At 47.1% G+C, this 16,463-nt stretch carries 6 protein-coding genes and 1 pseudogene; 5 read left to right on the top strand and 2 right to left on the bottom strand.

Annotated elements, in window-relative coordinates:
* Positions 1-54 precede the first annotated feature (54 nt).
* Both AC3FZD_RS14870 and AC3FZD_RS14875 read right to left on the bottom strand, forming a co-directional pair.
* The gene (locus tag AC3FZD_RS14870) at positions 55-750 is read right to left on the bottom strand and encodes an aldehyde oxygenase (deformylating) (RefSeq protein WP_488736779.1); all 696 of its coding nucleotides are present in this window, start codon (positions 748-750) and stop codon (positions 55-57) included.
* A 275-nt stretch (positions 751-1,025) separates the two neighbouring features.
* Positions 1,026-2,051, bottom strand: a complete 1,026-nt coding sequence (locus AC3FZD_RS14875) for a hypothetical protein (protein ID WP_488736780.1) — start codon at positions 2,049-2,051, stop codon at positions 1,026-1,028.
* A gap of 184 nt (positions 2,052-2,235) precedes the next feature.
* Here AC3FZD_RS14875 and AC3FZD_RS14880 point away from each other — a divergent pair, with 184 nt between their 5' ends.
* The 5 genes and pseudogenes from AC3FZD_RS14880 to AC3FZD_RS14900 all read left to right on the top strand — a co-directional run bounded on the left by AC3FZD_RS14880 (position 2,236) and on the right by AC3FZD_RS14900 (position 16,421).
* Positions 2,236-7,938 carry a PAS domain S-box protein gene (locus tag AC3FZD_RS14880; protein WP_488736781.1) on the top strand — a complete coding sequence of 1,901 codons (5,703 nt, stop codon included), beginning with the start codon at positions 2,236-2,238 and terminating at the stop codon, positions 7,936-7,938.
* Between the two features lie 121 nt (positions 7,939-8,059).
* Positions 8,060-8,458, top strand: a pseudogene (locus AC3FZD_RS14885) (response regulator); the annotation flags it as partial.
* Positions 8,459-8,524: 66 nt separating this feature from the next.
* Positions 8,525-9,664, top strand: coding sequence for a response regulator (locus tag AC3FZD_RS14890; RefSeq protein WP_488740356.1), 1,140 nt, complete (start codon positions 8,525-8,527; stop codon positions 9,662-9,664).
* A 189-nt stretch (positions 9,665-9,853) separates the two neighbouring features.
* Positions 9,854-10,933, top strand: coding sequence for a hybrid sensor histidine kinase/response regulator (locus AC3FZD_RS14895; protein WP_488736782.1), 1,080 nt, complete (start codon positions 9,854-9,856; stop codon positions 10,931-10,933).
* A gap of 211 nt (positions 10,934-11,144) precedes the next feature.
* On the top strand, positions 11,145-16,421 hold the full coding sequence (locus tag AC3FZD_RS14900) for a PAS domain S-box protein (protein ID WP_488736783.1): 5,277 nt from the start codon (positions 11,145-11,147) through the stop codon (positions 16,419-16,421).
* Positions 16,422-16,463 lie beyond the last annotated feature (42 nt).

Raw genomic sequence — 16,463 nt, forward strand, 5'->3', positions numbered from 1 at the left:
GGTCTGACCGGTGGGTTGCTTTCTATGGAGAGAATGCTATAGACTCTAGATTTCCTACAAGGCCCGTAGACCATAGGCAGACATTCGCATGATTTCGCCGGTACTAAATCCAATGTTGCCGAGGGCTTGACCGTAGGCAATCATGAAGTCTTCAATTAAGGATTCTTTATCCATGGCTAGAATGGCAGCATCCTTTTCCACTTGGTTGAGCATTTTCCAGACGATGGGCAGATTTTGATTGTTCGCTTCTTGCAGCTCGGCTTTGGAGTCTTCAAAGTGGGCTTTGAGCCATTCTTCGCCAAAGTTGAGATGGGTATACTCGTCTTTGACAACTCCTTCAGTGATTTTGCGAGCGAAGGAGTCAGCTACGGGAATATAGATATGGTAGGCGGCGATCGCGAAGCACTCAATAATCAAAGATTGGATCAACAGACAGGTCACCACTTTACCTTCTGCTAGGGCATCCCGGAAGTTTTGGTGCAGTTGATCGAAGTATTTTTTGGCAAACTCCATGTCAGGAGTCACTTTCAAGTTGTCGCCACAAGCTTGGAAGCCTTTCATGTGGCGTTTTTCCATTTTCGCCAGCGTGGTCAATTCTTCTTTTTTGTCGGGCAGCAGACTAGCCAAGTTAATGTAATTGTCATAGGCTTCCTGTTCCCCTTCAATGACGATCGCATTGATCCGGCTATAGGCATCTTTGTATGTTTCGCTTTGATAGTCGATTTCAGTGCTAACTGCAAGCTGCTGCATAGGTGAGTAATCTCCTAATATTGATGATGTTAATCCTGATTGGATGGCAAATGTTTTCTGCCGATGGGAGGACTGACGAGTTTGGGTAGGTTTAAGTGTAACTTAACCCTTGCCCGTTTTCATCCTCTTCTGACTTGAGAAGGCTTGAGAGCCTATGGCGCTCTGAGTCTCGATTCCCCTATCCTAGGGGAGTTGGGATGAACGATCGGTATTTTATTGATTTATCTGATGATAGCGTAAAATTATCCTCTATTCATTTGTCCTCTGAACCGGATCTAAACATCTGATAGCCATTGTAGGCGGATGCTGGAGCGATCGCCCTCTTGTAGGGGCACTTCTAGGATCTCGCTGGTGAGGGGGCCAAGTTGATTCAGCATGGAGCGCAAATGGGGGGTACTCGCTCCGGTATCGACATAGAGGCGATCGGCCAAATTTCCCAACCGTTTCCAGGTTAAATATAACTTAGCCACGGTTTGTTCGAGTTGGGTGGCCTGTTTGAGCAATTCTGAAGCCGTACTTAAACAGCCTAAGCGCAAGCTCTCATCTAGGGCCAACTCCAAATCTACGGGGGATTGACTCAGGACTTGTACTTGGGCGGCTGCATCTAAGTATTTGGCTAGACTCCGGGCTTCAGATGTCATTTGTTTAACAGTTTCCACATCCGGGTTAGCGGCCACCTCTTCTTGAATGCTTTGTAGATGAGTATCGGGCAGTTTACCTAATTCTTTGACTAAAGGTGCTAAATGTTTGGCAGCCATCGTTCCAGAGGCTGCTTTTTCTTTCACTTCATTGGGTAATAAATCCGAAGACATAGCCATCCATTCATCGGCCAATTGTTTCACTTCTCGACGGGTAATGCGATCGCCGCGACTGGCTGCATCTGTGACTAATTGTTGCACTTCTAGTGGTGCTTTTGCGGTTTCCACAAAAGCTCGTTTACTAAAATTATTCACCGATTCCGGGTCTAATTTTCCCTCATCGACCAAAGTATCCGCACTATTGGCCAATTGAATTAAAGAATAGGCTTGGCTTTTCGTAATTTCTTTGGATTTTAACCAATTGATAAACCCCGTTCCGCGGCCATCTCCCCCTTTCTTTTCTCGATCGCGGATCGCCCGTAAAATCCTACCTCGCCAAATATCCGTTTGCAAATCAAAGCGATCGCAAACCAACCAGGCCGTATCCAGTTGTTGCACAAATTCCCCATCAGGAATTTGGTCATCTTCGGGATCGGGTAAATTAAATTCAAGTTGGGGTTGTTCGCCCCATAGGGCTAATAAGTCGGTGACAGACTGATCCATAAACTGGCCGGGTGTAGCTTTTTTCTTTCTAGGTTTTGATCATACATGCTTTCTTTGATCCTTGATCCTCAATCCTCGATCTGAAGAAATGGAGAGAACTGGATCATCATCTCCTCGTGATCTCCGTCCTTTTAAATTTCCAGACGATCAATCATAATGAAGATAAAACCCAAAAACAGCATTCATGTTAAATTTGGAAACCGCTCTAGACCCCAGGCAACTGAAGTTAGCGATTGTCAGAAATCCCCTCGTTGTATCTCCCAATACCAACGTGCGGGAGGCCATCTCCAAAATGAGCGCTACCCATTTGTCCTGTGAAACCCATAGAACACAACATAACCAACTCGATCAAGTCCATTTAGAGGCTCTATCGAGTTGTGTGGTGGTAGTGGAGGAAGACAAAGTGATGGGTATCCTCACGGAACGGGATGTGGTGCGATTACTGGCTGAAGATCGTCCCCTAGCCTATCTGCGGGTTGAACAGGTGATGAGTCCTGCTGTGGTTACGCTCAAAGAAGAAGATTTTGATGACCTGTTTTTTGCGATCAACCTGCTCAAACAGCACCGGATTCGCCATTTACCCATTCTGGACGATCGCGGACAGTTAGTGGGACTCGTCACCCACGAAAGTTTACGCCAGCTCTCCTGTCCCATGGATTTGTTGCGTCTGCGAGAAGCGCAAGAAGTGATGAGTCCCCAGGTGATTTGTGCTTCTACCCAAGCTTCTTTGTTTGAAATTTCCCAACTGATGGCCAACCATCGGGTGAGTTCGGTGGTGATTGTAGAAACCCAACCAACTGCGACAGGTTCTTTTGACGCTCCTGTGGGCATAATCACTGAGCGAGACCTGGTTCAATTTCATGGCTTTTGTCCTCGTTTTAGAGAGTACCGGGCTGTGGACTTGATGAGCTGCCCTATTTTTGCGGTTAAACCCCAGGACTCCCTATGGGCGGTACAGCAAATGATGGAACAGCACTTGATCGGGCGAGTGGTGGTGACGGGAGAGCAGGGGCAACTGTTGGGTATTGTCACGCAAACGAGCCTGTTACAAGCGCTCAATCCCCTAGAACTCTACAAGTTGGTGGAAGTCTTAGAAGGTAAGGTTAACCATCTGGAAGCGGAAAAGGTGGCGCTGTTAGAATCGCGCAACAGTGAACTGGTAGCTCAAGTGGAAGCTAGAATGGCTGAACTGGAAGGGCAACGGGAACGGGAGAGGGTGGTAGCCGATATTGCTAGGCGGATTCGCTATTCCCTGAATCTGCAAGAGGTTTTGGAGGTGGCGGTTGGGGAGGTTAGGGGGATTTTAGGCTGCGATCGGGTGGCGATTTGTAAGTTTGAAGATGAGGGTGATGGCCATATTATTGCAGAATCGGTCGATCCTCAATGGGGATCGAGTCTGGGCAATGGGATTGCTGATTGTTGTTTTGGAGACTGGACTAGGGATGAGTCTATTGCGGTCAACAATGTTTATACTGCTGGATATTCTCCCTGCTATCTGATGTTGTTGGAACAGTATCAGGTGAAGGCGAATCTAGTGATTCCCTTGGCTTTTGAGGATCGACCCTGGGGATTGTTGATTGGTCATCAATGTGGGGATTATCGAGACTGGACGGGGGAGGAGGTGTCCCTGTTGGAGGAGGTGGGGGTGCAGTTGGCGATCGCCATTCAACAAGCGAGTACCCACCAAAAATTAGCTTTAGAACTGAGGGAAAGACAACAGGCTGAAAGTTTACTGCGGGAAAGTCAGCAAAGATACGCCAGCCTAGCCCAGAGCCTACCTGTGGGTATTTTTCGTACCGATAAGAGGGGGAAATGGGTCTATGTCAATCATCGCTGGTGTCTGTTAGCGGGACTCTCGGAAGGGGCATCTATGGGGGAAGGATGGCTCGGAGCTGTGCATCCAGATGACCGGGAAAGGGTGGCGATGACTTGGGGAAAAGCGGTGGGCGATCACTCAACTTGCGAACTGGAATTTCGTCTGCAACGCCCTGATGGTCAGCTCTGTTGGGTCTATGGGCAGTCGAGCGTGGAGCGAAATAGTTACCGAGAGGTGATTGGATATGTAGGCAGTATCACGGATATTAGCGATCGCAAGCAAATAGAAGATGACCTCAAAAAAGCTACAGCACTCTTAGCAGAACTCAATCAAGATCTCGAAGATCGAGTCAGACAAAGGACTCTGGATCTGGGCAGGCTATCGGAGCGCCTAGAACTAGCGGTTTCCTCAGCTCAGATCGGGATCTGGGAATGGAATGTGGCCCAGAATCGGCTCACCTGGGATCGGAGAATGTATGCTCTCTATGGACTAGATCCCTCGAACCCTAGGAATACAGTAGAACTGTGGCAAAATGCTCTCTATCCAGAGGATGCCCCCATGGCTACGGAAGCGCTGGAAGGGGCCTTGAGAGGAGAGAGAAATTTCGATCCAGAATTTCGGGTCTTGCATCCGGATGGCTCGGTACGCTGGTTATCCGCCACAGCTATGGTGGAACGGGATGAGCGGGGAAACCCCCAACGGATGATTGGGATTAACCGAGATATCACCCAGGCTAAAATTGACTCCCAACAGCGTCAAGCTTTGATGGAGGAGTTGGCGAATTTTAAGTTAGCGTTGGATCAAGCGGCGATCGTGGCTATTACGGATGCTCAGGGGCTGATTACCTATGCCAATGATCGCTTCTGTGAGGTTTCTGGCTACAGCCAAGCTGAAATTCTTGGTCAAACCCATCGCTTGATTAAGTCTGATGTTCATCCCCCGGAATTTTTCCACAGCCTCTGGCAGACTATCTCTAGGGGGGAGATTTGGCGAGGGGAAGTGTGCAACCGGGCGAAGGATGGACGGCTCTATTGGGTGGATAGCACTATTGTGCCCTTCCTGGATGCTGAGGGAAAACCCCTGCAATACCTGGCGATTCGGGTGGATATTAGCGATCGCAAACAAGCTGAATTAGCTCTGTCTCGCAGCAACCAATTGCTCAATTCTATCAGCACTGCCCAGAGTCAATTTATCACGGCGGGTAACCGGCTCACTATCTTTGAAGGCCTGCTTTCCAACCTACTCGAACTTACTGATAGCGAATATGGCTTTATTGGTGAGGTGCGCTTTCGAGACGATGGTAGCGCTACCTTGGAAAAAGCTCTTCAGTGTGATGAAATTCTGCTCAAAATTCGTGGTGTTCCCTACTTAAAAACCCACAGTATTACTAACATTGCCTGGGATCAAGCGACCCAGGACTTTTACGAGCAAAACTACGAACAGGGTATGGAATTTGGCAATATGAATACCCTGTTTGGGGCGGTCGTCATGACCGGAAAACCGGTGATTGCTAACAGTCCGAGGACTGACCCCCGACGGGGCGGCACGCCCGATGGTCATCCCCCCCTAAATGCCTTTTTAGGTATCCCCTTTTACAGTGGGTCTACTCTGTTGGGCATGGTGGGTATGGCCAATCGACCCCAGGGCTATCATGAGCAGATGGTGGATGAGTTAGAACCCTTTCTGATTACTTGTAGTAATTTGATCGAGGGCTATCGTCTAGAGCGTCAGCGACAGGAGACGGAGGAGGAGAACGCGAGACAACTGGCGAGCATTGAGGCTGCGGTTGATGGGATTGCCTTGCTCAAGGGAGAGTTCTACGGATATTTGAACCGCTCCCATGTGCAGATGTTTGGCTACGATGGCCCCGAAGAACTGATCGGCAAAAGCTGGACAGTTTTATATTCTGAGCAAGAATTGAAGCGCTTTGAGCAAGAAGTGTTTCCGGTGTTGGCAGCTCAAGGGTTTTGGAAAGGGGAGGCGATCGCCACCCGTAAGGATGGCTCGACATTTGATGAAGACCTTTCTCTCACCCTCACGGAAGATGGCACGCTTATTTGTGTCTGCCGGGATATGACTGACTATAAACAGAGTATGGCTGCCCTAGAACAGACCACCCAAGAGTTAGACCGCTTCTTTTCCCTTGCCCTTGACTTGCTGTGCATGGCTAACTTAGAAGGTGAGTTTATTCGCCTCAATCCTCAGTGGGAGAAAACCTTGGGCTATCCTCTGTCTGAGTTAGAAGGTAAGAAGTTCTTGGATTATGTGCATCCGGAAGACCTGGACAGTACCCTAGAAGCTTTGGCTTCCTTGGGTAAAGGTCAGGAGTTGATTAATTTTACTAACCGCTATCGCTGTCGGGATGGTTCCTATCGCTGGATCGAATGGCGATCGCGCCCCTATGGAGATCTGATTTATGCTGCCGCTAGGGATATCACCGATCGCAAACAGGCCCAAGCCCAACTGCAACAACAAATGGCTGCAATTGAGGCGGCGATCGATGGTATCGGTATCCTCAAGGATGACCGCTATATTTTCATCAACCAAGCCCACCTGAGACTGTTTAATTTTACCGATCCCCAAGAGCTACTCGGTCAAAGTTGGCGCAAACTCTATGATACGGAACAAATCCAGTTCTTTGAAGAGCAAGTCTTCCCTGCCCTCTCTAGGGATCGTCAATGGCGAGGGCAAACCATTGCTCTGCGCCAAGGAGAACCCTTTGCCCAAGAACTTTCCCTCACCCTCACCGATAAGGGTTATTTAATCTGCGTTTGTCGGGATATTAGCGATCGCCAAGCTGCCGAACAAGAACTGCTCAGAACGAATCAAGAACTCGCCCGCGCTACCCGCCTCAAGGATGAGTTTCTCGCTAACATGAGCCATGAACTTCGTACCCCCCTTAATGCCATCCTGGGTATGACTGAAGGTCTGAGCGAGCAAATCTTTGGCGAAATTAACGACCGACAGCTCAAAGCCTTAGACACCATTGAGCGCAGTGGTTCCCATCTGCTAGAGCTGATTAATGATATTCTCGATGTGGCTAAAATTGAGTCGGGCAAAATCGAACTCGAATATAGCCGCGTCTCCGTTGCTCCCCTTTGTAGCTCTAGTTTGGCCTTTGTCAAACAACAGAGCCAGAAAAAAAGCATTATCCTAGAAACCCAGATCGCTGACGGTTTACCCGATCTGTGGGTGGATGAACGCCGCATCCGCCAAGTTTTAATTAATCTGCTCAATAATGCGGTGAAATTCACCCCAGAAGGGGGTAAAATCACCCTGAAGGTTGTGCGGAAGTCTTCCTTAAGTTATCAAGAAGGTATTAGTAAAGCGGATGTTTTTTACCCAGAAGGGGAGGCCCAGCCCCAAGATCCCGGATTAATCATCAACCATTATCTCCGCATTGCTATTATCGATACGGGTATTGGCATTGCTCCAGAAAATCTAGAAAAGTTATTCCAGCCTTTTGTGCAAATCGATAGTGCCTTAAATCGCAAGTATACCGGTACGGGTTTAGGTCTAGCCTTAGTTAAGCAGATTGCCGAACTCCATGGGGGTCAAGTTTCTGTGAGGAGTAAGGTAGGTTTGGGCAGTTGTTTTAGCGTAGATTTGCCTTGTGTGGATCGCTCTCCGACGGAGGATATTTCCTCCAGGGAACTCCAAAGCGATCGCGAAACCGTGCCATCTTCTGGGGTGAAATCGCCCCTAATCTTGCTGGTTGATGATAACGAGGCTAATATTACCACCTTGTCGAGCTACCTCAAAGCGAAGGGTTATCGACTCTGCATTGGTAAAAATGGCTCAGAGGGCGTAGCTTTAGCTGTCTCAGAGCAGCCCGATGTGATTTTAATGGATATTCAAATGCCGGGTATGGATGGCTTGGAGGCGATTGGGAAAATCCGCCAGGATCTCCAGTTGGTGGAGGTTCCAATTATTGCTCTGACGGCTTTGGCGATGGAAGGCGATCGCGATCGGGCCCTGGAAGCTGGAGCCGATGAATACCTAAGTAAACCGGTTAAACTCAAACAATTGGTGACTGCGATCGAGCAGCTTTTAGCTGATTCCCGTAACTAGGGTTAATGTTTAGATCCCATGATAGATTTTGATACGGATAATAGCGCAAGTTTATTATACACTATGGAAACGACTTGAGCTTCAATCTCCCCCAATCCTCCGGAGCAACCCTTGACATCCTATGAGCCATCTGACTCTCCCAAAGGCGAAGATTCTAATTGTTGATGACAATGCGGATAACTTACAAGTGCTTTTCCAAGTGCTTAAAGATGACTATACAGTAATTGCTGCCACCACTGGAGCAAGAGCCATGCAGATAGCTCAGAAAAAACCCCATCCAGATTTAATTCTTCTGGATGTGATGATGCCCAAGATGGATGGCTATGAAGTGTTTACTCAGTTAAAAGCCGATCCAGAAACAGCCCATATTTCAGTGATTTTTATCACGGCTCTTAGTGAAGACTTAGATGAAGCCAAGGGGCTAGAATTAGGAGCAATTGACTATATTACTAAACCCTTTAATCCTAGTGTGGTTAGAGCGAGGATTAAAAGCCATTTAAGGCTTCAGATGCTTAATCAGGAATTGCAAGAAAAAAATCATACTCTGGCGCGGGTAACTCGGTTGAAAGATGAGTTTTTAGCCAATATGAGCCATGAGCTACGCACCCCCCTGAATGCGATTTTAGGGATGACGGAGGGCTTGCAAGGTGGGGTATTTGGTGAGATTAATCCCCAGCAGCAAAAATCTCTGGATGTGATTGCCCGCAGTAGCCACCATTTGTTGGCGTTGATTAATGATATTTTGGATCTGGCTAAAATTGAGTCGGGGAAGATTGAGCTGGAATGGGCAAAGATAGCCGTCACTAGCTTATGTCTTTCGAGTTTGGCTTTAGTGAAAACCCAAGCTTATCACAAGAAAATTGAGTTGGTGACTCAGATTCCAGAGGGCTTACCGGATTTATGGGGAGATGAACGGCGCATTCGCCAAATTTTGATTAATTTGCTCAATAATGCGGTCAAGTTTACTCCAGAAGGGGGTAAGGTGATTCTTTCAGCCTGTTTGCTCAAGGAGGGAGAATGTCAAGAAAGTCATGGAAAGGAGTGCCTGCGAATTATGGTGAAGGATACGGGGATTGGGATTTCTGAGGAGGAGCGGAAAAAGTTATTTCAGCCCTTTGTGCAAATTGATAGTTCCCTGAGTCGTCAGTATGCGGGGACGGGGTTGGGTTTGGCTTTGGTGAAGCAGTTGACCGAGTTGCATGGGGGTTGGGTGAGCTTGCAAAGTGAAAAGGGGGTTGGTAGTTGTTTTTGGGTGGATTTGCCTTGTGTGAGGGTTGACTCTGCTCTGAAGCAAGAGGAGATGGCGTTAGCGCATAATGCAGAGGAGAGCCGGGAAAAAATCCTCGATAGTCATCCCCGGATTTTGTTGGTGGAGGATAATGAGGCTAATATTCATACGGTGTCTAGTTATCTGAGGGCTAAGGGGTATCAGGTTTTGGTGGCGAATAATGGGATGGAAGGGATTAAGATGGCTAAGGCTGAGTCTCCGGATGCGATTTTGATGGATATTCAAATGCCAGGGATGGATGGCTTAGAAGCAATTCAGTATATTCGCGAACTTAAGAGTTTCGTTGATGTGCCGATCGTTGCTTTAACAGCTCTGGCTATGCCGGAAGATCGCAATCGCTGTTTGCAAGCAGGAGCCAATCACTACTTGAGCAAACCGATTAAACTCAAGCAGTTGGTTTTAACAATTCAACAGCTCTTGCAGACTCAGAAACTCTGAAAGGAAGCGATAAACCTCGGTTGTTACGGAAAAAAAGTATTAATTATCACTTTTTTCTCCCTCGATCTATGATAAGATTGCTGCTCAAAAATTAAGCCGATTCCCTCGCTTCTGGTGAAAAAATCTGTTAAAGTATACAATTAAAAAAGTCCCTTATAATGCCCTAACTGTTATCCGTAGGATTAGCCAATGACTGTAGACAATGAGTTTTCAATCCTGATTGTAGATGATGAACCAGATAATTTTGATGTCATTGAAACCCTACTCGACCAGGACTATAGCCTTCATTATGCAGCCAATGGACAAGAGGCTCTGGCTTCTCTAGAAACCTATAACCCAGGCTTGATTCTCCTCGATGTCATGATGCCTGGAATTGATGGAATTGAAGTTTGTCGGCAAATTAAATCCCTTCCTCAATGGAAAGTTGTACCGATTATTATGGTGACTGCCCTAAGTGAGAAATCCGATCTGGCTCGCTGTTTAAATGCTGGGGCGGATGATTTTATTAGTAAACCAGTTAATGGGATGGAACTGCGTGCCCGTGTTTCTTCCATGTTGCGAATTAAGCAGCAGTATGATGAGCTGCAAAGCTTGCTTAAATTACGAGAAGACATGGTTAAAATGGTGATTCACGATCTGCGAAATCCTTTAGGTGGAGTATTATTTGGTTTAGAGTTACTCAGAAGTCGAGAGTATAGCCCGGAAAAACAAAAAGATAAAATTAATAAAATCTATAATTCAGCCCAATCGCTGCAAGTTTTAATTGATGATTTATTGAAAATTGCCCTGATGGAATCGGGCAAGGTGCGGCTGAATTTGCAAGAAATTGATCTAGCCGTGCTGGTAAATTCAGCCGCCTTTAATTTTGAATCCATAGCCGCTAACAAGAATCAAGTTTTAGTTCCCCTTTGTTCAGAAGAACCGAGAAGAAGAATTGCCGTTGATGAAGCGATGATGCATCGGGTTTTAGATAACTTGATCTCCAACGCGATTAAGTTTTCTCCCGCAGATAGTCAAATTGTGATTAACTTAGATGCTCCTCTTTCTGGGCAGGTAACGTTGGAAGTCTTTGATAGTGGTTCTGGGGTTCCAGAAACCCTAAAAGAGAAAATTTTTGAGAAGTACGAAATTGGTAATATTTTACCAGAAATTTCCCAAATTGGATTAGGGCTGGCCTTTTGTAAGCTGGTGGTAGAAGCTCATGGGGGGAAAATTCAGGTGAGAGATAATCAGCCCCAAGGGTCAGTTTTTAAGATTACTCTAGGCTAGTGGGTTAATACAGCGTTTCGCGCCCTCTGTGGGGGAATGGGGGAATGGGGGAATGGGGGAGAGGTACGCCCATGTGGAGAGATCGTTTCTGCAAGCGGACATGAAAAGGGAAAAACGGGTTAAACTCTTACTTATTACTTATTACTTATTACTTATTACTTATTACTTAACAGACCCATGGCCGATCGCCCATTACCCGACCTAATGACCGATGTTCTTTAATCCGACAATCTGGACTAAACGAGGGGAGGGTTACCGCGCTATTGTTCGGGAACCTTTGGTGGTATCAGCAGATAGGCTGGTGCGGGAGGCGATCGCCCAAATGAGTACGGTGCATATTAACTGTGACTTGACTCAAGGTGATTCTAGGGGGGCGGAAGATCTGCATAGTCAATCCCTGTCTAGTTGTGTGATGGTGACGGAAGGAAAGAAGGTAATCGGTATTCTGACAGAGCGGGATCTGGTTCGCCTCTTGGCTCAAGGGGAAAGGATAGACTATTTGCGGATTGGGGATGTGATGACCTGTCCGGTGATTACGTTGCGGGAGCGGGAGTTTACTGATTTATGGGTGGCGCTTAATTTGCTCAGAACGTCTCAGATTCGCCATCTACCGATCGTTGACGATGAGGAGAATTTGGTAGGATTGGTCACTTATGAGAGTCTGAGGCAGTTGTCCGGGCCGATGGATCTATTGCGCTTGTGTCTGGTGGAAGAAGTGATGACTCGGCGGGTGATTTGGGCTAGTCCGAAAGCTTCTCTGTTGCAGATTTCCCAGTTAATTGCGGAGTATTCGATTAGCTGTGTGGTGATTGCCGAAGAGGGTGTGCCTTTGGGGATTATTACTGAGCGCGATTTAGTTCAATTTCATGCTTTGGGGGTGGATTGGGTACGGACGATCGCGGAAGATGTGATGAGTCATCCGGTGTTTACGGTGCAGCCCCAGGATTCTCTGTTGGCGGTTGTACAACTGATGGAGAAGCATTCGATTCGCCGGGTGGTGGTGATTTCGGCTGAGGGAAAACTGGGGGGAATTATCACTGAAACGAATTTGTTGCGATCGCTTAATCCTCTAGAATTGTATAAGTTAGCCGAAGAGTTTGCTATTCGACAGGCTATGGCTTATGAAAAACTCGAACAAGAACTCCGGAAGAAGGAAGAGGCTCAAATTCGTCTGCACGAAAGCCAGCAACGCTACGCTAGTTTGGCTGAAGCGGTTCCTGTGGGTATTTTTCGTACAGATCGAGAGGGTAATTGTGTTTATGTGAATAGTCAATGGTCGGTGATGACGGGGGTTCCTGCACAGGAAGCGATGGGGGAGGGATGGATAGAGGTTATCTATCCAGAGGATCGCCCAAGGGTATGGTTGGCTTGGATGGAGGCTGTACAGAGTTGCAGTTCTTGCGAGTTGGAGTTCCGGATACAACATCCAGATGGACGGGTTATCTGGGTCTATGGGCGATCGGTGGTGGAGCGAGACGATGGGGGAGTGACGATCGGTTATGTGGGGAGTCTGACGGATATTAGCGATCGCAAATCTGCCCAATTGCGAGTCGAGCAGGAAAATCGCTTTTCGGGGCAAATTTTAGACCAAATGGCGGAAGGATTATGTGTTTGTCATAACATAGATGAGTTTCCCTATGTGCGGTTTACGGTCTGGAACCAGCAGATGGAAAGGATTACGGGTTATACTTTAGAGGAAATTAACCGCTTGGGTTGGTATCAGAGTTTATATACACATCCAGAGATCCAAAGGCAGGCAATCGCTCGCAGGTCGCGGATGCGAGAGGGGGATAACCTGATAGCTGAAGAATGGGAGATTGAATGCAAGGATGGCTCTAAACGACTGATCGCCATTTCTACTTCTCTACTCCAGAGCGAAGAAAGAGAACACCATGTGTTGGGGTTGATGCAAGATATTACGGAGCGCAAACAAACCCAAACAGCCCTAGATAATTTGGTGATGGGAACGGCAGCAACGACTGGAGCCGATTTTTTTCCGGCCTTGGTTCAATATATGAGTGAGAGCCTTCAAGTGGCTTATGCCATCGTCTCAGAAAAGGTTGAGGATCGCCTCTGGACTTTAGCCGTTTGGGGACAAGGAACATGGCAACCCAGTTTTAGCTATCAGATTGCCGAAACTCCCTGTGAATCAAGCCTTGAAGAGGGAGTTTATGTTTGTGTGGAGTCTATTCAGCAGCAGTTTCCGGACGATCCCCATTTAGCCGAGATGTCTGCCGAGAGCTACTTGGGGGTTGCCCTCTATAATACGCAAGGAGAGGCGATCGGTAATCTTTGTATCTTAGATACCCAACCCCTGCAAAATCCCCAATGGTTAGAGAAGATTCTCAGAGTGTTTGCTGCTCGTGCCGGGGCAGAATTGGAGCGTCAACGGGCAAGTCGCCTGCTGGAAGAACTTAATCGAGACCTGGAAAATAAGGTGATTGAGCGTACAGTAGCGTTGCAGGATCGAGAAGCTCGCTATCGAGCGCTGATGGATGGAGCGGGGGATGCGATCGTGTTAACGGATCGCCAGGGTAATATCCAGGAAGTTAATCTCAAGGCGGAGGAGTTATTTGGCTATAGTCGGTGGCAACTGGGCTATATGTGCTGGTGTGATTTGTTTCCATCCCAGGATTTACAGATGGCTCTAGAGGGGTTTGAGGCGATCGCCCGTCAGGAGATCCGTCAATTATTGGATAGACAGTGCCAATGTGAAAATGGCGATCTTGTCCCCGTCGATGTTTCTGCTTCTGTAATTACCATCGCCGGAGAAACCTTAATTCAGGGTATTTTCCGAGACATTACCAACCGTAAACAAGCGGAACTGGAGCGGCAAGAGCGGGAAACCCAACTGTTGTTGGCTTTGGAAACATCGAAGGCGATCGCCTGGCAAAGGGATCTGCGAACCAATCAGATCTATTTTTCTTCAACGGTTAATTCCGATCTGCCCGTAGAACTCTCTTATCAAGACTCTCTGAGGATGATTCATCCCGATGATGTTGAGAAGGTCGATCTCGCCAATCAAAAGGCGATCGCCGAAGGGGGATCTTTTCAAATTGACCATCGAGCGCTAGTTGGTGAAGATTCAGACCATCCAGTTTATCTTTGGTTTGAAGTCAATGCCACAGTCGTCCAAGATGCCCATGGAGAACCGATCCGAATGATTGGCATGTCCGTTGATATTACCGATCGCAAACGAGCCGAACAAGAATTACAAGAAGCGAAGGAAGCGGCCGAATATGCTAATCGCGCTAAAAGCGAGTTTTTAGCCCTGATGAGCCATGAGATTCGTACTCCCATGAATGGGGTTTTAGGTCTCACCCATTTGATCTTGAAAACCGATTTAAATGACGAGCAAAAAGATTACTTACACAAAATTCAGAGTTCGGCACAATCCTTATTATCCATCCTCAATGATATTTTGGATTTCTCTAAGATTGAAGCAGGAAAAATGCAGTTAGAAAATGCTCCCTTCCAGTTGCAATCCATTTTAGATAATTTGCACAATCTGTTTTCATTTAAAGCGAAAGAAAAGGGACTTGATTTGTTGTTCGAGGTCGATAGTAATGTCCCCAGCTATTTAATGGGTGATTCTTTGCGCTTGAATCAGGTCTTAATTAATTTTACCAGTAATGCCATCAAGTTTACGGAAAACGGCTGTGTGATGATTAGCATCGAGACCATAGCCTTAACTGAAAAGCTGGTTAGGCTGAAGTTTGCAGTCAAGGATACAGGTATTGGTTTAACCCCCGATCAATTGAAGACTTTGTTTGAAGCCTTTACTCAGGCAGATGCTTCTATTAGTCGTAAGTATCGAGGAACGGGGTTAGGATTGGCTATTTGTAAACGTCTGGTGAGTTTAATGGGTGGGGGGATTGAGGTTGAAAGTAAGATTGATCGAGGCAGTACCTTTTCCTTTGAATTGGAGTTTCCTTATCTGTGTGCTTTGGGGGATTATGCACAATCTTTGGAGTGCGCGAATTTAGAAGGTTTAAAAGCTTTGGTGGTTGACGATCATCCCTTCTCTAGGGATAGTCTCATGAAGCTCCTAAATTCCTTTGGCTTGCAAGCGGTGGCGGTGGGTTCTGGAGAGGAGGCGATCGCCACTTTAGAAAGGGTAAGAGAGTTTGCACCCTTCGATCTGGTCTTAATTGATGCCTATATGCCCAAAATGAATGGTTTGGAAACCTTAAGAGAGATCAAAGCCAATCCTAGCTTGGCGGCTATTCCAGCGATTTTGATAGTCACCGCTCATACTCAAGAGCGCATCCTAGAAGCTGCACCCTGGCTAAATCAAGAGACTTTAGTGACCAAACCGATTAATCGCTCCCAATTATTAGAGACGATTCTACTGGTTCTAGGATACAGTATCCCCCTTGAGGCTAACCGGGCGATCGCATCCTCTTCGGGTTTGGAGGAACAACTGCAACAGATCCAAGGCGCTCAGATTTTGCTCGTTGAAGATAACGAGGTGAATGCCTTAATTGCACGGGAGATATTGCAAAGTGTGGGGTTAAAGGTGGATCGGGCAATGAATGGACAAGAGGCGATCGACAAGGTGCTATCCCATGCTTTCGATCTGATTTTAATGGATATTCGGATGCCTGAAGTAGACGGTTTAACGGCAACTAGAGAGATTCGAGCCATGGCAAAAGAGGGAGATTTAGAAACCGAAAGGTTTGCTACTGTGCCCATTGTTGCCATGACTGCCCATGTTATGGATGGCGATCGGGGTAAAAGTTTAGCCGCAGGCATGAATGACCATGTGGCTAAACCGATCGATCTCGATGAGTTATACTCCGCTCTAGTGCGCTGGATTGCTCCAGATCTGTATACTCCAGTTACAGAAGCTGAGGAGCAGTCAGAGCCGTTTCTCTTCAATGAAGACCCACAACCGGCTCATCCCTCTCTACCGGGGATTAATGTTGAGGTGGGTTTATCCCGCATGGGAGGCAACTGGGCAGGATATCAAGGATTACTGAAGTTATTTTATCAGCAATATCAAGACTTTAGCTTGGATTTCGAGGGAACCCTTAGCCGTCAAGAGTGGTTGCCTGCCCTTGAACAAATCCATAGTTTGAAAGGAGCTGCTGGTAATATTAGCGCGGATCGGGTGTATGTCTGGGCAATAACTCTTGAAGAGATGTTAAGGTTAGATGCTCTGAATACTGAACAGTTACAGCTTGCTAAGGTGGGGCTACTCGAAGCTTTGGAGCTGGTTTTAGAGAGCATTCAAGATTTACCCGATAGGGATCGAGTTCAGCAGCAGAAGCAGTGGAACCGGGGGCGCATCACCGAGTTGATTGGTGAGATTCTGGATTTACTGGAGACAGATTTGATTGAGGCGATCTCCTTAGTCGATGATTTGAAGCAGGAGGCGATCGATACTCCCCTAGAACCCAAGATAAGCCGACTCGAAGAACGACTGGAAGACTTTGACATCGAAGAAGCACACCGCTTATTTGAAGATCTCCGCAGCATGTTGTAGGGGCGAAAAATTCTCCACCCCTACAAAAAATGGGTTTAGCGA

The organism is Roseofilum sp. KMC-1, from assembly GCF_057802075.1.

Excerpts from the sequence above, each read along its gene's own strand:
- AC3FZD_RS14870 (WP_488736779.1), bottom strand. The coding sequence starts at position 750 with ATGCAGCAGCTTGCAGTTAGCACTGAAATCGACTATCAAAGCGAAACA.
- AC3FZD_RS14875 (WP_488736780.1), bottom strand. The coding sequence starts at position 2,051 with ATGGATCAGTCTGTCACCGACTTATTAGCCCTATGGGGCGAACAACCC.
- AC3FZD_RS14880 (WP_488736781.1), top strand. The coding sequence starts at position 2,236 with ATGTTAAATTTGGAAACCGCTCTAGACCCCAGGCAACTGAAGTTAGCG.
- AC3FZD_RS14890 (WP_488740356.1), top strand. The coding sequence starts at position 8,525 with ATGAGCCATGAGCTACGCACCCCCCTGAATGCGATTTTAGGGATGACG.
- AC3FZD_RS14895 (WP_488736782.1), top strand. The coding sequence starts at position 9,854 with ATGACTGTAGACAATGAGTTTTCAATCCTGATTGTAGATGATGAACCA.
- AC3FZD_RS14900 (WP_488736783.1), top strand. The coding sequence starts at position 11,145 with ATGTTCTTTAATCCGACAATCTGGACTAAACGAGGGGAGGGTTACCGC.